Annotated in this window: 16 protein-coding genes and 2 tRNA genes; 11 read left to right on the top strand and 7 right to left on the bottom strand. The window is 32.9% G+C overall.

Going from position 1 to position 17169, the window contains the following annotated elements:
* Positions 1–100: 100 nt before the first annotated feature.
* The 3 genes from WCG23_05435 (at position 101) to WCG23_05445 (ending at position 2873) form a co-directional block, all read left to right on the top strand.
* A complete protein-coding gene (locus WCG23_05435) occupies positions 101–547 on the top strand; it encodes a hypothetical protein (GenBank protein MEI8389311.1) in 447 nt (148 codons plus the stop codon).
* Positions 548–753: 206 nt separating this feature from the next.
* Entirely contained in the window at positions 754–1200 is a 447-nt protein-coding gene (locus WCG23_05440) for a DUF2924 domain-containing protein (GenBank protein ID MEI8389312.1), read from the top strand.
* Positions 1197–2873 carry a recombinase family protein gene (locus WCG23_05445; protein MEI8389313.1) on the top strand — a complete coding sequence of 559 codons (1677 nt, stop codon included), beginning with the start codon at positions 1197–1199 and terminating at the stop codon, positions 2871–2873. The genes WCG23_05440 and WCG23_05445 overlap by 4 nt, the downstream gene beginning before the upstream one ends.
* 234 nt (positions 2874–3107) lie before the next feature.
* On the opposite strand, the gene WCG23_05450 is transcribed toward WCG23_05445, so the two are convergent.
* Positions 3108–3180, bottom strand: a tRNA-Ala gene (locus WCG23_05450).
* Between the two features lie 145 nt (positions 3181–3325).
* Here WCG23_05450 and WCG23_05455 point away from each other — a divergent pair.
* Together WCG23_05455 and rpiB are read left to right on the top strand one after the other, a co-directional pair.
* Positions 3326–3928, top strand: a complete 603-nt coding sequence (locus tag WCG23_05455) for an L-threonylcarbamoyladenylate synthase (GenBank protein MEI8389314.1) — start codon at positions 3326–3328, stop codon at positions 3926–3928.
* Positions 3928–4365 (top strand): ribose 5-phosphate isomerase B, encoded by a 438-nt coding sequence (gene rpiB, locus WCG23_05460; GenBank protein ID MEI8389315.1) that lies wholly within the window; start codon positions 3928–3930, stop codon positions 4363–4365. Before WCG23_05455 ends, rpiB begins: the two co-directional genes overlap by 1 nt.
* An 18-nt stretch (positions 4366–4383) precedes the next feature.
* Here the strand turns inward: rpiB and WCG23_05465 are convergent, their stop codons facing one another.
* Complete coding sequence (locus WCG23_05465; GenBank protein MEI8389316.1) at positions 4384–5115, bottom strand: hypothetical protein; 732 nt, start codon at positions 5113–5115, stop codon at positions 4384–4386.
* A 270-nt stretch (positions 5116–5385) separates the two neighbouring features.
* Between WCG23_05465 and WCG23_05470 the strand changes: the two genes are divergently transcribed.
* The 4 genes from WCG23_05470 (at position 5386) to WCG23_05485 (ending at position 8773) form a co-directional block, all read left to right on the top strand.
* Positions 5386–7323, top strand: coding sequence for a BamA/TamA family outer membrane protein (locus WCG23_05470; protein MEI8389317.1), 1938 nt, complete (start codon positions 5386–5388; stop codon positions 7321–7323).
* A gap of 20 nt (positions 7324–7343) precedes the next feature.
* Positions 7344–7820, top strand: coding sequence for an OmpH family outer membrane protein (locus WCG23_05475; protein ID MEI8389318.1), 477 nt, complete (start codon positions 7344–7346; stop codon positions 7818–7820).
* Between the two features lie 138 nt (positions 7821–7958).
* Positions 7959–8031 (top strand) — tRNA-Phe (locus WCG23_05480).
* Between the two features lie 112 nt (positions 8032–8143).
* Positions 8144–8773: a hypothetical protein gene (locus WCG23_05485; GenBank protein ID MEI8389319.1), complete on the top strand. Its 630-nt coding sequence runs from the start codon at positions 8144–8146 to the stop codon at positions 8771–8773.
* Between the two features lie 2 nt (positions 8774–8775).
* On the opposite strand, the gene WCG23_05490 is transcribed toward WCG23_05485, so the two are convergent.
* The 4 genes from WCG23_05490 to rlmB form a co-directional block, all read right to left on the bottom strand.
* Complete coding sequence (locus WCG23_05490; protein MEI8389320.1) at positions 8776–9939, bottom strand: DNA recombination protein RmuC; 1164 nt, start codon at positions 9937–9939, stop codon at positions 8776–8778.
* A gap of 26 nt (positions 9940–9965) precedes the next feature.
* Complete coding sequence (gene mutL / locus WCG23_05495) at positions 9966–11864, bottom strand: DNA mismatch repair endonuclease MutL (protein MEI8389321.1); 1899 nt, start codon at positions 11862–11864, stop codon at positions 9966–9968.
* 254 nt (positions 11865–12118) lie between these two features.
* Positions 12119–13162, bottom strand: coding sequence for a sigma-70 family RNA polymerase sigma factor (locus WCG23_05500; protein MEI8389322.1), 1044 nt, complete (start codon positions 13160–13162; stop codon positions 12119–12121).
* Between the two features lie 136 nt (positions 13163–13298).
* Positions 13299–14051: a 23S rRNA (guanosine(2251)-2'-O)-methyltransferase RlmB gene (rlmB, locus tag WCG23_05505; GenBank protein MEI8389323.1), complete on the bottom strand. Its 753-nt coding sequence runs from the start codon at positions 14049–14051 to the stop codon at positions 13299–13301.
* 76 nt (positions 14052–14127) lie between these two features.
* Between rlmB and aroH the strand changes: the two genes are divergently transcribed.
* Positions 14128–14505: a chorismate mutase gene (aroH, locus tag WCG23_05510; GenBank protein MEI8389324.1), complete on the top strand. Its 378-nt coding sequence runs from the start codon at positions 14128–14130 to the stop codon at positions 14503–14505.
* A 190-nt stretch (positions 14506–14695) separates the two neighbouring features.
* Positions 14696–16075 carry a peptidase T gene (pepT, locus tag WCG23_05515; GenBank protein MEI8389325.1) on the top strand — a complete coding sequence of 460 codons (1380 nt, stop codon included), beginning with the start codon at positions 14696–14698 and terminating at the stop codon, positions 16073–16075.
* A 1-nt stretch (position 16076) separates the two neighbouring features.
* Here the strand turns inward: pepT and WCG23_05520 are convergent, their stop codons facing one another.
* Positions 16077–16973 carry an alpha/beta fold hydrolase gene (locus WCG23_05520; GenBank protein ID MEI8389326.1) on the bottom strand — a complete coding sequence of 299 codons (897 nt, stop codon included), beginning with the start codon at positions 16971–16973 and terminating at the stop codon, positions 16077–16079.
* Positions 16974–17169 lie beyond the last annotated feature (196 nt).

The raw sequence follows: 17169 nt of genomic DNA on the forward strand, positions 1-17169 counted from the left end.
GTATGGTTCAGAGTTACAAAATCTTAATAAACAGGAGGTTATGCGCGAAAAAACAAATTTACAGATTATTTTTACAAAAAAAAAGAAAAGGATGCAAATTATGAAAGAAATTACAATTCGCGAATTTGACCCTTGTAGATGCTTTAGAAGCCAAGAAGATGCCAGAAATTGGCTTTTAAAAAACATTTACAAGTTAGAGAAACTCATTAATTCTGAAATCAAAGAACCTAAATATCTTGATGATGTCCCGGAGTTTATACGGCCTGATATTTACGGAAAAATAAGAAATTCTCGAGACTTATTGGTAGTTAGTATAAATCTTGATAAAAAAATCACCAACGATGATCTCAAAAAATTTCTTGATACCGTGGCTTTCAACGACGCATCATTAGCGGTTTGGGTACTGACAGAGATTGATGAGAGACTGCAATGTATGCTTGAGTGGATAAGTCAAAAAATGGAGCCGAAAGTGGAGTTTTTAATATTGAAATTGTCCGCATTCGAAGTTGAAAAGTCCGGACCGGCTCTTAGCTTAGACAGAATGTAGTCTTAGCATACCGACATAATACAACCCCAATCTCCTTATGCAAACTAACATACAACTGTTATACGCATAAGGATTTTTTTATGACCGGCAAATTAAATTGTCTTCTCTCAGAAACAAACCAGACAATAAGCTTCTTAAATGCTTGATTTCAGAGACAGAAAGAGTGATTAATGTGTCTGTACTTAAGTATAGAAAGGATTACAGACATGACAGAAACCATCGAAGAACTGCAAAGTCTGCCAAGACAAGAATTAATCCAAAAATGGAAAAAATTGTTTAAAACAAATTCCCCTCAACATGCAAGAAAAGAATTCCTGATAAAGCATATTGTGTGGGAACTTCAGGCAAAAAAACAAGGCGGTTATTCGGCACAGACAAAAAAGCAGCTTGATAAACTTGCGGAGAAACTCGCTAAAAAGCAAGATGTTAATGAAAATGACGTGAAAGAAACCTGTCGACAAAGTTCTGTTTTTGAGATCAAATCGGGTACAAAGCTCATAAGGGAGTATAAAGGCGAGAAACACGAAGTTATAGCTCTTGATAAAGGTTTTAAGTATAAAGATAAATTTTATAAAAGCTTATCAGCCATAGCAAATGAAATAACCGGCACAAGATGGAACGGTAAAATCTTTTTTGGAGTAAAAAGCGCATGAGCATTGCAGGTAAAAAAATAATCAGGTGTGCCATTTATACAAGAAAATCTTCGGAAGAAGGTCTTGATCAGGATTTCAATTCTCTTGATGCCCAAAGAGAAGCCTGCGAATCATATATTAAGTCTCAGCAACACGAAGGCTGGGTTCTTGTCGAAAAACAATATAATGATGGCGGATTTTCAGGAGGCACTTTAGAAAGACCTGCGCTTAAAGAACTGTTTCAAGATATTGAAGCCGGCGAAATTGATACTATAGTCGTTTATAAAATTGACAGGCTTACTCGTTCCCTTATGGATTTTTCCAAAATTGTTGAATTATTTGATAAAAAAGCAGTTTCATTTGTTTCAATAACACAGCAGTTCAATACCACAACCAGTATGGGGCGATTAACACTTAATATTCTTCTGTCTTTTGCTCAATTTGAAAGGGAAGTTACAGGCGAAAGAATAAGAGATAAAATTGCCGCATCAAAGAAAAAAGGTATGTGGATGAGCGGAAAGCCGCCCATCGGATATGAATTAAAAGAGAAAAAGCTTTTACCGGATGTTGAGCATATGAATAAAATAAAAATAATTTTTGAAAAATATCTTGAATTAAAAAGTGTGCCGGATTTAACCGGTTACCTGAAAGAAAATAATATAAAAACTAAAAATAATATATTTTTTACAAAAGGAGCCTTATATCATATTCTGCAAAATAAAATTTATGTCGGTTTAATTACACACAAAGACAAAGTATATGACGGTGAACATCAAGCTATAATTGAGAAGGATGTTTTTGAAAAAGTTCAACAAATATTATCACAAAACAGAATTGACAGAAAAAATTCAATAAATGCTAAAACACCTTCATTCCTTGCCGGAAAGCTGTTTGATGATGCAGGAAACAGAATGACTCCAAGCCATAGTAATACAAGAAACAGAAAGTACAGATACTATGTCAGTCAAGCAATAATTCAAGCCAGAAAGAATGAAGCAGGTTCTGTATCGAAAATTCCCGCAGGTGAAATTGAAAAAGTTGTTACTGAAGAAATTAAAACATTTTTATTTAATACAAAAAATATTCATCAATACATTGAAGATTACGATATTCATAAGCAAAAAGAACTGATGTTATCAATAAAAAGCTTGCAGCATGATATTAAAACCGGGTTTAATAATGCTTTTATCAGGACAATCTTAAGCAAAATAGTTTTGTATAAAGAAAAAATAGAGATTACTTTTTGCAAGGAGCAATTACTAAAAGCACTACATTCGGTAAATTCTAATACAATACTGCCTGAAGAAATTAAAAAAGATACTACTGAGCCAATTTTTATTACAAAAGCTTTACGGCTGTCACAGACTTCTAAAAATGGCGGCATAATAATAATCACGGATTCGCAAAAACAGGATGTTAATATTAACCCTCATTTAATTAAAGCTATAGCCAAAAGTCATTACTGGAATAATCTTTTACTATCCGGCGAAGCGGTAAGCAGTAAAGATATACAAAAAATGGAAAATTTAAATGATAACACTTACATTAAAGATGTTTTACGTTTAAGATTTCTCGCTCCTGATATTACAGAAAAGATTTTAAACGGTACTCAGCCACCGGAGATGAGTATTCAGAAACTTTTTAAGATTAATACGTTTGATTGGACTGAACAAAGAAGATTATTGAATATCTAAAACATCATTTTATTTTTGAAGTTGCTGCTAAAACCGGCAGCTTTTTTCTTTGCTTAAAATAAAACGGGGGCTAGTGAAAAAGTAAAAAGAGAATTTTGCATAACTTTACACAAAATTTACACGAAATCTCTCTTATATGAATTCTCTTTAATTTTACAACTGGCAGAAATCGCCGTGGGTGCGGGAAATTTGGCAACAAAAAAGGGGCTTCTCTCCCCTGCTTTGAAAAAGATATGGAGCGTAGGAGATTCGAACTCCTGACCCCCACACTGCCAGTGTGATGCGCTACCAACTGCGCTAACGCCCCAATTTTTATGAAATTATATAAAAATTTTTCTGTTTCGCCTAAAATTAATATTACAAATCAATAATAATTGTCAATAAAATTGTTTTTGCAATCCGACAAATAATTATTAATAATTAAACATTTAAGAGTTTAAGAGTTTATAAATATGACTTATTTATCCGATAAAGAAGCTGAAAACATAGAATCCATATTTGAAAATGACGGAGTAATTGCATTTCCAACCGATACCGTGTGGGGAATAGGCTGCCTGCCTGAAAATATAAAAGCAGTAGAAAAAATTTATTCAATAAAATCAAGAGATGCAGGAAAACCCTTGATTCTACTGGGTAAAAACCTTGAAAGTCTTCTACCGTACATAGAAAAATTGCCCGAAACAGCAAAAAAAATTACAGAAAAATATTTTCCCGGAGCGTTAACTCTTGTTGTTAAAAAAAGCCCTCTTACCTCTGATTATATTACTGCCGGCTTTAATACCGTAGGGATAAGAATTCCTGACTGCCCTGTTTTTATTGAAATGCTGGAAAAATGCACATATAAAGGTGTTATCGCCACAACAAGCGCGAATATTTCTGAGATGGGCGCCGTATCCACAAAAACAGAAGTAATAAACTCAATTGGTGATAAAATTGATTTCATTCTTGATGATTTTGGCTTCATCTCGAAGGGGAAAGAGTCAACGGTTATTTCTATAGACGAATCAGGAATTATTAAAGTTTTAAGACAGGGAGCAGTAGAGGTAAAAATATAATGGAAAAACCAAAAATAGCAATCGGATCAGACCATGGCGGATATGAATTAAAAGAAATCGTTAAATTATATATTGAAAAACATGGCTACGAATATAAAGATTTTGGGACACATGACGGAAATTCCATAGATTACCCGATTATTGCAAAAGAAGTCGCCAAAAAAGTTGCCTGTAAAGAATTTGATAAAGGAATACTTGTTTGCGGCTCCGGTTTAGGGGTTGCAATAGCGGCAAACAAAGTCAAAGGTGTCAGGGCTGTAACCTGTCACGACACATATTGCGCAAAAATGAGCAGACTTCATAACAATGCAAATGTTTTAACTATGGGCGGCAGGGTTATTGGTGCTGATGTCGCTTGCGAAATTGTAAAAATCTGGATAGAAACTGAATTTGAAGGCGGTCGCCACCAGAGAAGAGTTGATATGCTCGAAGAATAATCTGGATTTAGCCAAATATTATTTATTGAGCTCTTTTGAAATAGCAAGTCCTGCTTCATCACAAGGCAATTTTTCATTAATATAGTTATTTTCACTATTTGCTTTACTAAAACCAAAAAGTTCTCTCATTGGTACAATAAATTTCCCATGAAAATTAGTTGCAAATTCGCCAAATTTTCCTGTTGTGCCTGCAGCAGCTGTACCGAACATGTGATAATACTTGCCTGCAAAATCTTTATTATCTTTAATTGGAGTTAATATACTTGCCAAATATGCCTCACCCATTTTATCAGCCATACTTTCATTAAATTCACCGTCATGCTTTTTTACATAATTATTGAAAAATTTTTCGCCAACAAGTTTTTCAATTCCTACTTTATCATCATAAACAGAACCGATTTCTCTTGCCCTACCTGTCATTTTCAAAGCATCCTGCGCTGTAATTAAAGCCTTAACTCTATCTCCTTTATTTAGTTCAAGAGAAATTTTGTATATATCCTGCGGTTCTACTTTTTTTCCGCTTTTTGCTTTTATAGATGAAAGTTTTCTTACATCTTCCATTAATTTATTTTCTTTATGAGTTCTATACCCTGACTCTAAAACATCATAAGGCATAAGATGTCCAAAAACCATACCTGTAGTACTAATATCCTTATCTACAGTTACTTTGTTTTTATGAGTATTATTATAATTTTGTTCTACTTTTTTGAACAAAACAGGCAGTTTAGCTAAATTCACATTGTTTCCCATAAAATTCTCTCTCCCGTCATAACCATACCTATATATATAAAAACAAAATATATGGAATAATTGCTTAAAATTTAAAACTCATAAATATTTAATTTCTGGAGATTATTTTTCTTTAAATATTTATGGAAAAATTTTGTTTTTTTGCGAGTTCAGGTTAGAAAAAAATAAAATATTTATTGGTCAAAATATTTATTTAATAATAGAATGATAAATATAATATTTTTTTATTTTGATCGGGAGCTTTAATATTAGTTGGGCAGGATGTTTTTGATGAATTTTACTAAAAGAAAAATATATTCAAGTTTAGTGATTACCGCTATTCTTTTGAATGTTTTTTCTCATTCTTCAATTGCAAAGAACAATCCGGCAACAGATGACGAAAAGCACTCTGTAGAAGTAAAAAATATTGATGCAGGAAGTATTAAACCACTTGAAAACAAAACTTATGACAGTGCTGTTACAATAAAAGAAATTGATATAGACGGAAATAACCTTGTAAATACTCAAAATATATTAAGTAAACTTAATATAAAACCCGGAGAAAAATTTAACAGGGATTCAATACAGGAAGATTTAAAAAATATCTATAAAATGGGATATTTTACCGAAAAAATAAAGGCTGTTCCCCAACAAACCAATGATGGAATCACTTTACATATTCAGGTTGAAGAAAATATTCCTGTTACAGGGTTCAATGTTACAGGTAATAATGTTGTTTCGAATGAAGAAATTCTAAAACTGCTCAGCAGTCAAGAAGGTTTGCCTCAAAATATTACCGAATTAAACAATTCTATTAAAGATATAGAAAATTTATATGCAAGCAAAGGTTATATTCTTGCAAAAGTACAGAAAATTTCCGATGATCCTGATGGTGTAATAAATATTCAACTGAATGAAGGCAAAATTCAGGAAATTAATATTTCCGGAAATACTAAAACAAAAGATTTTGTAATTAAAAGAAATTTAACGATAACTCCGGGAGAAGTTTATAACGAAAATATCCTAAAACAGGATTTAGCAAGATTATTTGGGACTCAGGCTTTTTCTGATGTTCGAAGAGTTATTTCCGCATCTGCCGAAGATCCTGATAAATATAAAATTACCATTGAAGTTGACGAAAAAAGAACGGGCTCGATTTCATTAGGTGGCGGTGTTGATACTGAAACAGGCTTTTTTGGTTCTGTAGGTTATGCAGATAACAACTTTAGAGGATTAGGTCAGGAATTAAATACTAATTTTACTATGGGAAGCGGAGTAATTTTTAATGATTCTTCCGTTGTTGATAAAGCTCCTCTTCAATTTGAAGCCAATTTTGTAGAACCGAGATTAAAAAATACTCTTAATTCATTGCGATTAACAGCTTTTGCAAGAGATCTGGCAAGCTATCAAGTTCCGCTGGGCATAGAAAAAAGATTTGGGGGAGAAGCAGAGATTGCAAGACCTATAAAAAAAGTTCCAAATTTAGCTGGCAGCATTTCTTTGGGCGTTGAAAAAGTAAAATTATCCGAAGGTGACGAAGCAGGTATAAAACAAAAGTTTGTAGATGGCGGATATACTGATACATTCAGAATATCAAAAAGAGCAGACCAGTTGCAGGGTGGAACATATCTCACCTTAGGGCCGGGAGTTGTTTATGATACGAGAAACAGTATTATCAATCCTACTGAAGGCTGGTATGCATCAACATCATTAAAAGAATCTTTCATGTTGTTCGGGGATGCAGGAACATTTGGAAAAATCAGCGGTTCAGTTAGAAAATATTATCCCGTAGGCGAAAAATCCACTGTTCTTGTAAGCGGAAAGCTTGCTTCAAAAGTAGTCGGAGATTTGCCTGAATTTGCTGCTTTTAGACTTGGCGGACCTTATTCAGTAAGAGGATTTAGAGAAGGCGATATTGGAAACGGTCAAGGCTTTATGATGGCAACAACAGAATTCAGAACACCTATACCTTATATGGACAAAGTTAAATACAAATTTCTAAGAGATATTAGAGCAGCTTTCTTTGCTGATGCCGGTACTTTATTCCATAAAACTTTTGTAACCGATCTATACAATAGACCCGGTTATGGAATTTCTGTCGGCAGCGGGTTAATAGTTCCAATTCCTATGTTAGGTCCAATAAGATTTGATTATGGTTATCCTATAACTCACGTAGGTGCCGGCAACAGAAAAGGTATATTTACATTTGCTGTAGGTGACAGATATTAGTGTATAACGGAGTGAATATTATGAAAATGTTTAAAAAAACTATTGTTTTGCTGGCTGTTATGTCCATAATTTGCGGATATACAGCAAAATCCTATGCGGCAGGAATAGCTGTCGTTGATCTGGATAAAATCAGGGATAATTACACTAAATCACAAGAACTTGCAGCCGATTTAAAAGTTAAAGAATCTGAACTTCAAAAATTTGTAGTTGATGCTCAAAAACAGGTTCAAGATGCTAAAACTCCTTTAGAAAAGAAAAATCTGGAAGATAAATTAGGCGAGCAGTTTAATATAAAAAGAAATGCTTATGCAAACGATCAATCTCAAAAATGGGGTGTGATTGAAGATGCTGTTATTAAATCAATAAAAGAAATTTCTGCCTTAAACAAATATGACATAATTTTGAACAAACAGGTTGTTATTGACGGCGGCTTTGATATCACTGATGACGTGCTTACAAAATTAAATACACCGGCTAAAGCCACAAATAAAAAGTAATTAAGTTTATAAAGAAATTCTATATTGACTTAAGTACTGCTTGTAGTATTATTTTAATCGGAAGAGGCTTTGCCGTTCGTATAAAACAAATTTGCCTTAATTAATTCATACAAAACAAACGTAATCAATAATAAATATGCCGAGATAGCTCAGTTGGTAGAGCAAGGGACTGAAAATCCCTGTGTCCACAGTTCAATTCTGTGTCTCGGCATATTTTTTTTGTTTAATATTTTATTAAAATCAAATTCAAACATCCTGCAAATGTTCGTTTTTGTTTTGCAAAAATACAGTAAAATGATTACTAGAGGTCTTTGAGGGCAGAGATGAATTTAAACATAATCAGACATAAAATATTTATTATTTTTAAATTATTTGTAATTTTAATAATAGTTTTTTTACTATGCGGTTATGGTTATGCAGGTGATTTGCCGCAGTTGGGAAAATCAATAAAACCGGATGACGAAAAAGAAATTCAGGACAAACAGCAGGCTCCTGCAAAAATAGATAGTGAATTTGAATTTCCTGCAACAAAAACGTTTTTCCCGAGAATTTATTCAAGCCGTAATATAAATAAATACAGCGATTACTTGCAGGATATAAAACAGATTGAGCCTATTCTAACAAGCTTGAAACAAGTTATTAAATCTGATAATTCAGATAAAGTTCAGCAGTTTTCCGCAAAAGTAAATATTATTAATTTATACGTTGATGATTTGAAAGAAAAATACGCTAACAGACAGGAAAAAAATTACGAATCTTTTAAACAGCTTGTTGTTCTTAATAAATACCTCACCGAAGCTGCAAATTATCAAAGAATAGCAGCTAAAAACAAAAAGAACTCAAAAGGCACTGCTTCTAACAAACTTGACTATGAAAAATATATAAGTCAAAAAATAAATAAATATTCAAGTTCACTTGATGCGGTTCTTGAAATAATACAAAATGCAAATTAAATTTAAATTTCTTCTTTAGAATATTTTTCGGGAATTATTTTTGAAGTTTTAGCACCTAAATCCCGTAATTTTTCTACCTGATTAATAAGATTTCCGCGACCGTCGAGTTTTTTTCTTGCGGATTCGAAGCTCTCAGAAGTTTTATCAAAGTAGGTTTTAATATTTTCAAGGTCACTGAGCAACCCGACAAATTTATCGTAAAGTTTACCGCTTTCTTCAGCTATTTCAATTACGTTTTGCGTTTGTTTTTCGTGCTTCCAGAAAAGTTCTATAGTCTTAAGCGTTGTTAACAGGGTCGAAGGCCCAACGAGAAGTATTTTGTTACGCCATGCAAAGTCTATTATATCGCTGTCCTGCTGGAAAATTAAATTAAACGCGCCTTCCACAGGAATAAACATAAGCACGAAATCAGGTGTGTTAATATCTTTTATCTCTTGATAGAACTTACTTTTAAGGTTTTTAATATGGTCTTTTGTGGAATTTATAAAATCTTTTAAGTTATTTTGATCATTTTTTTCATTATTATAAAATCTTTCGTAAGATAAAAGTGAAACTTTAGAGTCTATAATTAAATGCCTGCTGTTAGGCAAGTGAATTGTTACATCAGGTCTGAGAATTTTATTATCAGAATCCTTAAAAGTTTGCTGCAAAGTGTAATGATGATTTTCTAACAGCCCTGAGATTTCCAGCAGCCGGCTCAAAATAAATTCGCCCCAGTTTCCCTGAGTTTTTACCTGACCTTTGAGCGCATTTGTAAGATTATTAGCCTCCTGACAAATCTTTTGGTTATTTTCGGCAAGCAGTTTTATATGAGTTTCAAGAGAAGTTATTTCTTTTGCTTCTTCCAGTCTTGTTAGTTCGATCTTTGTTTCAAACTCAATAAGCTTTTCCCTGAATGGTCTCAAGAGGTTAAAAATTTCTTCCTGATTTGTTTTAGAAAACTCACAGGAATTTTGTTTAAGAATTTTAGCGGCAATTTCTTCAAATTCCCTGCAAAATTTATCCTGCAACTCAGTTTCTCTGGTTAAAGAGCTTTCAAGTGTTTGCTTTTCGGCTTCCATATAGGTTATTTTGTTATTTAAAACGATAAATTTCTTTATACCAAACAATAAGACAATTAAAATCCCTGAAAAAAGCCCTATTATAAAACTAATAAAATATTCCATCGCCCGGACACCTTTTTTATCTTACTTTACTGAATTCTTCCAAAAAACTTTGCTATTTCTTTCATTGGAATTGTATGGCTGATTTTTCTGCCATGTGGGCAAGTTTTATTGAATTTTGTACCTATCCAGTTTATTATAAGCTCTTCCATCTGCCACAAAGACAGTTTTTCGCCTGCTTTTACCGCTGCCCTGCATGCAATTCTTTCCAGTATTTCGTTTTCTATGTTTTCAGCATTTGTTTGGACGGATTCTACTAAATCAAAGATGATTTTTTCAGGATTTTTATCCGCCAGCATTTGGGGAATCCGTTTTAATCTTACGCCAAAATTAAGATTTACTTGTGTTTTAGTATCGACAGGTGCTTGCATCGCTATTGCATTATCGCTTAATGTTTTAGAAATCGGTTCAAACGGCACAAATTCAAGTTCAAAACCATATTTTGAAAGCAGTTCTAAATTGTCTTGAAGCATTAAAACTTGCTCTGTATCAGGCTCTACAACTTCAGAAGTTAATAAAAGCTGAGAATTTTGAGTTTTATTGTCTTTAAGTCTTTCATAAAGGTATCTTTCATGGGCTATGTGCTGGTCAATAACTTGCAATCCTTCTTCTGATTCGATAAGAATATATGTATTATTGAGCTGACCAATAATTTTTGGCTTTAGAACAGAAATTTTTTCATTATTTTCATGGATTAATTCAATTTTGTTTTGATAGACTTCAGTATTTTTAACAGGAATAGATATTTCTGTAATCTCATCATCTCTTAAGTCAGCAAATCTTGAAAAATCCACAACTTTTGAGTCATTATTCGAGAATTGTTCAGACATATGAGTTTGAAGTGTTGAAGCATCAAAGGGAAAATTTTCTTGTTGTTCCTGATGCACAATTCTTAAGCTGTTTAGCGATTGCTTGCCCTCAAGAGCTGACTTTATTGCCGAATAAACAAAATTAAAAATCAAATTAGGCTTTGTGTATTTGATTTCTCTTTTTGCGGGATGTACGTTTACATCAATTTCATTTGCCGGCATAATTATATTTAGCGAGGCAAAAGGGTATTTACCTGAGGGGATAAGGTCTTTCAATGCAGTATCTATAGCTTTTGATATGATAGAACACTTTACTGTTCTTCCATTTACAAAAATATAAACGGCTTTTTTGTTTGAGCGGGTGAAATTAGGATTGCTTATGTATCCATTAATCTTTAAATCGAACTGATTATCTTCAAAACTAACAGCAGAAAGCTCTTTTATAATGTCTTTTGAATAAATTTCACCTATTACTATAGCAAGATCTGAACTTCCTGTAGTCTTTATAATTGAATGTTTTTTATGTATGAGGTTAATAGCAACTTCAGGATGGGCAATAGCAATGTTCTGAAGAGTTTCTGTTATGTTAGCAAGCTCTGTTTGTTGCTGCTTAAGAAATTTAAGCCTTGCAGGAATATTATAGAATAAATCTTTAACATCCATGATTGTTCCGACAGCGCATCCTGTTTCTGAAATCTTAACTTCAGAATTTTGGCAATCTGCTTTTAACCCATGAGAATCTTCTGCAGTTCTTGTAATACAGGTAACTTTTGCGACAGAAATGATGCTTGCAAGCGCTTCACCACGAAACCCGAGTGTATTTATAGCCCACAAATCATTTTGATTTTTTATTTTGCTGGTCGCATGCCTTGAGAATGCCAGAATCAAATCATCTTTGTGTATGCCATATCCGTTATCAGCAACTCTGATATCTCTAGAGCCGTTAGAGATTTCTATTTCAATTTTTTTCGCACCGGCATCTATGGAATTTTCGACAAGCTCTTTAACTACAGAAGCTGGTCTTTCTATGACTTCTCCGGCAGCAATCTGGTTTATTAGGTTTTCAGGAAGCAGTTTTATTCTTTTCATCATCATCGCACTTGTTATAAAACGCTTCAATTATAACATTTATATATTTTTAAAAGTTTTAATATTTATTAAGTCTTTATTTAAATCGAATTGCTAAATCGCCCAAATTGTCATTGCGAGCAAAGCGAAGCAATCTATAAAAAATAAAATGGATTGCTTCGTCGAGTCAAAAGCCTCTCCTCGCAATGACGCGTAAATTTAATTAGCAACCAGCGTTATTTAGAAGCTGTCTTGTTAAAATAAAAATCGCCTTGTCAAGCGAGCAATTTTTACAAAATAGGCTCTTATAGTTCTTCGCCAATGTAATTTTTCAGGCTTTTTACGCCTCTATTATTTCTGCAAAGTCTTTTCAGTTTACTTATAGCCCTATTTTCAATCTGTCGAATTCTTTCTCTTGATACTCCGTATCTTGTACCGATTTCTTCAAGAGTTTTTTTGTTTCCATCATCATTAAGCCCGAATCTCATTATCAAAACATCTCTTTCTTTTGGGCTGAGCTGGTCAAGGATTTTCTTGATTTCGGAAAATAAATTTTCTTGAATTACCTTTGTATCAGGAGAAGTAGAGCTGTTATCTATTAAAAAATCACCAATTCTTGTTGATTCTTCTTTTTTATTAAGTGGTGTTTCAAGACTTATTGTTGATTGAGCAGATTTCATAACCGCTCTTAATTTTGACAACGGAATATCGAGCCTTTCAGCTATTTCTTCTTTTGAGGGCTTTCTGTTTAATTCATTTGTCAGATCGTATGTAGCTTTTTTAATTTTTCCGATGGTTTCTATCATGTGGACAGGAAGTCTTATAGTTCTTGATTTATCGGCTATGCCGCGAGTAATAGCTTGCTGTATCCACCAGGTTGCATACGTACTAAACTTATATCCTTTTGTGTAATCAAATTTTTCGGCAGCTTTGATTAATCCCATATTTCCTTCCTGAATTAAATCAAGAAACGAAAGTCCTCTGCCTATATATTTTTTTGCAATACTGACAACTAAACGCAGATTTGCGTTAACAAGTTCTTCTTTAGCTTTTTTGCAGTGATTTTCTTTTATTTGTTTAGCGACTTCAAATTCCTGATCAGGAGATAAAAGTGAAATTCTTCCAATTTGTTGAAGATAAATTTTTACGGCATCGTCAGAACTTGTTGTTTCTTTTTCAACTACAACTTCAGGCTCTTCTTCTTCCGGTATCTCAAAATCCTCGGCATCATCTTCAAAAGAAGCCTCTTCTGATTCTTCATCGAATATATCATCCTGTTTTTTAAAAGATTTAGATTTCATTTTAACCGGTAAATCCTCTATATTTTTTCTACTTTTAGCTGCATCCATTAATATTTCCCCTTAAATTATTTTATTACAAATTTCATTTTTACGATACATCCGTTAACTCAAATTTCATCCATATCGTTGATTTAATTTGAAACTTGTACAATTAACAATTTTAATTGTTGCGTATATCATTCAATCAATTAATTTTTTTTAATATTCTCTGCCTGACTATTTCATAAATTAATATACTCGCAGCATTAGCTACATTCAAAGAATTAATATTATCGGACATCGGTATTTTAACCAGCATGTCACAGTTCTTAGTTACTAAAGAACTAATTCCCTGATTTTCACCACCTAGAACAAGTGCGCAGTTCATGTCATATTTTTGGTTGAAATAATAAGTCTGCGCAGAACCTTCTGCTCCGATTATCCAGAAATTGTTTTCTTTTAAGGTTTCTATCGTGGTATTTAAGTTACTGACTTGAATTATAGGAACTTTTTCTACTGTACCCGCGCTTGATTTTTCAACTGTAGATGTTATTTGGCTTGAATGTCTTTTTGGGATAATTAGTCCGTCAACACTTGCCGCCGCAGCTGTTCTTATTATTGATCCTAAATTATGCGGATCTTCTACTTTATCTAAAATTATTAGCAAAGCGTCATTTTTATCTTTTAATTTCGGCAACAAATCTTCTAGTTCTGTATATTCTACGGGAGAAACGGAAGCAGCTATTCCCTGATGAACTCCGTCTGCAAGCTTATCCATTTTTTCTCTGGGGACATCCTGAACATTTATTTTGTTTTGCCTTGCAAGTTTAAGAATATTTTTAATTTTTGAATCAAATTTTACACCTATTACAAGATAAATTTTATTTATTCTCTTTGGATTTACTTCCAAAAGCCCTTCTACAGGATTTTTTCCGTATACAATTTCTTTTTCGTCCATTATTTCTTCCTTGTTTTAAAAAATTTTATTAATAAGTATAATTAAAACATAAGATAATGAATCAAAGGGAAAATATATGCAAAATATACTTGTTTCTAGAGCAGTCAGAGGCGCAACAACAGTAGAAAATAACATGGCAGAAGAAATTTATCTTGCTACAGTCGAATTGCTAAAAAAAATGATTGAAAATAACTCTATTGATTCTAACGAAATAGTAAATGTGATTTTTACTTTGACGCATGACCTTGATGCAGCGTTTCCGGCTAAGGCGGCACGTGTTCATCTTGGCTGGGATAATGTTCCTATGATTTGCACACAGGAAATCCCCGTCCCTGACAGCTTAAAAAATTGCATCAGGGTGCTTATAACTTTTAATACATCAAAACCTAAAAATGAAATCCGTCATATTTACCTGAGAGATGCCCAATCCCTCAGACCTGATCTGATAAAGTAAGCGATACTGCTTTTTTCTAATCATATACCCTCTTTTGCATATTAAGAAATATTAAAACGAATTTCGCCTTTAGAGAAGAGGCTTTTGATAAAATCATAAAGTTTTTTCTAGTCTTTAATGTTAATTAATTTTTTTACCATTTTTATAAATATTGTTAGTTTAATAAATAATTATAATGAAAGGATAATTAATGAAAATACAAGATAATAATTTTGTTTATTCAAATACAAGAACTAAGCTATCTTTTAAAGGGCTAAAAAACGCATCATCACTTATAAATTCTGCACGAATGACGGATCAGTTCATAAAAATGGCTAAAATTGATACCGGCTCAAATGAAGTAAAAGCAGAAAATGGTCAAATTCCAAGCACACCTTGCCAAATAGAATTTGCTAATAAACTGGCAACTGAGCTTAGACAAATGGGTTTAACAGAAGTAGAAGTTGATAAACACGGTATACTTACCGCAACTTTGCAAAGTAACATTAAAAACAGCAAAAATCTGCCTGTCATAGGGCTTATTGCACATATTGATACAAATGAAGACGTCCCTACAGGACCTGTAAACCCTAAAATTCACAAAAATTATCAAAACGGTAATATTTTACTTGAAAATGGAGTTAAAATTACAGAAAATGAATTAAAAATTCATAAAGGGGAAGATATTATAACTTCAGACGGAAAAACATTGTTAGGATCTGACGATAAGTCAGGCATAGCAGAAATAATTGAAATTTTAAATGTTTATAAAGAAAATCCTGAAATAAAACATACTAAAATCAGAATTGCATTCACACCTGATGAAGAGACAGGAATGGGCGCAGACAAATTTGATATTAAAAAATTTGGTGCAGATGTAGCTTATACTATAGATGGTGGAAAACCCGAAGAAATAGAGTCAGAAACATTTAATGCTTACAATCCTGAAATAAAAATAACAGGTAAAAATGTTCACCCCGGTTATGCCCACGGAATCATGATCAACGCTTTAAAAATAGCAGCAAAATTCATAACCAAATTACCAGAAGATGAAGCGCCTGAAACAACAAAAGGAAGAGAAGGATTTTTTCATGCTTTTGATATTAATGGCAATGAAGAAAGTACAACTATAAAAATGCTTGTAAGGGATTTCGATGGAAAAAAAGCTGAGGAACGCGTGAAATTTGTTGAAAGTTTAGCCAAACAGCTTGAAAAAGAAAACCCGCAAAGTTCAATTACAGTTAAACCGAATTATAAATATGGAAACATGAAACAAAAGCTTGAAGAATTGCCTGAAGTTATTACATTTGCTAAAGAAGCAATTCAAAACAACGGATTAATTCCTGAAGAACTTCCTATAAGAGGAGGAACTGACGGTTCCAACCTTACATTAAGAGGTTTGTTAACACCCAATCTTGGGGCTGGCATGAATAATATACATTCAAAAAATGAATTTGTAACTATTCAAGATATGTCAAAATGTGCTGCAAATATTCTTAATATTGTAGACGTTTGGACTAATAAAGCACTTTCCAATGAAGGCGGAATAGTTGACAAAATTAATCAAAGAAGAACTTTAAACATAGAGTAACTTATTGCACTGAGTCTAAAAACTCTTTTACTTCTTTAAAAAACCATTCGCTTTCGTGGTGGCTTCCTGTCTCAGAAATAAACAGCTTTGCTTTGGGGTTTAATATAGCCAGTTTATAAGACATTTCTACAGGAACTGTTTCATCATTTTTTGAACCGCCTATTAATAATGGCGATTTGATTTTACAAATTTTCTTATCCGTAGAAAATTTTGTGATTAACGGAACATATTTTACAAATTTTGTTGATAAAGCACACCAGAACCCGAGTTTACTTTCTAAAATAGAAGTACTGGTTAGATGAATTGCTTCATCTCTTAGATTTGTAAACGTACTTTCAAGTATTATACCTTTAAATTTATCTCTTGATGCGATATCCGCAACTATTGCACCACCCATAGAGCGTCCCCAGAGAATTATATTATCTCTTTTTACATTTTCATTATTTACAAGATAATTTATAGACGACTCAAGATCGATATATAGCCCTTGCTCATAAGGCACGCCTTCGCTTTTGCCGTGCCCCCTGTAATCAATCATAAATATTCCATAACCGTTATTAGACAAAAATTGCGCTACATTTTGCCACTCACTCAAGTTTTCTCCCTGTCCATGACAATAAACAATGGTAGATTTATTATCTTTAGCCTTGATATACCAACCGTTTAGCTTAATGCCGTCTCTGCTGTAAAAATAAGTATCCTGTACAGGCTTGTCAATATTAATTCTTACTTGCGCAAAGTCTTTATCAATAGGGTAGAAAATCAGCTTATCTTCCATTCCTGAAAAAAACAGGCTGCTCACAAAGATATTCGCCCCTAATGCCGAGCTTAACAGGCATGTTACAACCTGACCCGGATTTTTTTTTGTGAACAATTTCGCTATTTTAGAAAAAAACATTTACATACCCCGAACCTTCATAAAATTATTTATTATTAGTAGCATTTTATACTTTCTAATACTAAAAAGACAAATCAAGCGATTGATTCGTCTTTTTAGATAAATTCAGCTATTGTCATGTTGAGCAAAGCGAAACATCTGTCCCTTTTGGGTTTTAAGCTTAGATGCTTTTTGGCTGTTTCTTAAGACTAAATCA

Source organism: bacterium (assembly GCA_037147175.1).
Lineage (GTDB): Bacteria > Cyanobacteriota > Vampirovibrionia > Gastranaerophilales > UBA9971 > UBA9971.

What these genes read in the sequence shown, in the direction of transcription:
- WCG23_05485 (MEI8389319.1), top strand. Translation starts at nt 8,144, where the DNA reads ATGAATTTAAACATAATCAGACATAAAATATTTATTATTTTTAAATTA.
- pepT (MEI8389325.1), top strand. Translation starts at nt 14,696, where the DNA reads ATGAAAATACAAGATAATAATTTTGTTTATTCAAATACAAGAACTAAG.
- aroH (MEI8389324.1), top strand. Translation starts at nt 14,128, where the DNA reads ATGCAAAATATACTTGTTTCTAGAGCAGTCAGAGGCGCAACAACAGTA.
- WCG23_05500 (MEI8389322.1), bottom strand. Translation starts at nt 13,162, where the DNA reads ATGGATGCAGCTAAAAGTAGAAAAAATATAGAGGATTTACCGGTTAAA.
- WCG23_05435 (MEI8389311.1), top strand. Translation starts at nt 101, where the DNA reads ATGAAAGAAATTACAATTCGCGAATTTGACCCTTGTAGATGCTTTAGA.
- WCG23_05445 (MEI8389313.1), top strand. Translation starts at nt 1,197, where the DNA reads ATGAGCATTGCAGGTAAAAAAATAATCAGGTGTGCCATTTATACAAGA.
- rpiB (MEI8389315.1), top strand. Translation starts at nt 3,928, where the DNA reads ATGGAAAAACCAAAAATAGCAATCGGATCAGACCATGGCGGATATGAA.
- WCG23_05490 (MEI8389320.1), bottom strand. Translation starts at nt 9,939, where the DNA reads ATGGAATATTTTATTAGTTTTATAATAGGGCTTTTTTCAGGGATTTTA.
- WCG23_05455 (MEI8389314.1), top strand. Translation starts at nt 3,326, where the DNA reads ATGACTTATTTATCCGATAAAGAAGCTGAAAACATAGAATCCATATTT.
- WCG23_05520 (MEI8389326.1), bottom strand. Translation starts at nt 16,973, where the DNA reads ATGTTTTTTTCTAAAATAGCGAAATTGTTCACAAAAAAAAATCCGGGT.
- WCG23_05465 (MEI8389316.1), bottom strand. Translation starts at nt 5,115, where the DNA reads ATGGGAAACAATGTGAATTTAGCTAAACTGCCTGTTTTGTTCAAAAAA.
- WCG23_05470 (MEI8389317.1), top strand. Translation starts at nt 5,386, where the DNA reads ATGAATTTTACTAAAAGAAAAATATATTCAAGTTTAGTGATTACCGCT.
- WCG23_05440 (MEI8389312.1), top strand. Translation starts at nt 754, where the DNA reads ATGACAGAAACCATCGAAGAACTGCAAAGTCTGCCAAGACAAGAATTA.
- WCG23_05475 (MEI8389318.1), top strand. Translation starts at nt 7,344, where the DNA reads ATGAAAATGTTTAAAAAAACTATTGTTTTGCTGGCTGTTATGTCCATA.
- rlmB (MEI8389323.1), bottom strand. Translation starts at nt 14,051, where the DNA reads ATGGACGAAAAAGAAATTGTATACGGAAAAAATCCTGTAGAAGGGCTT.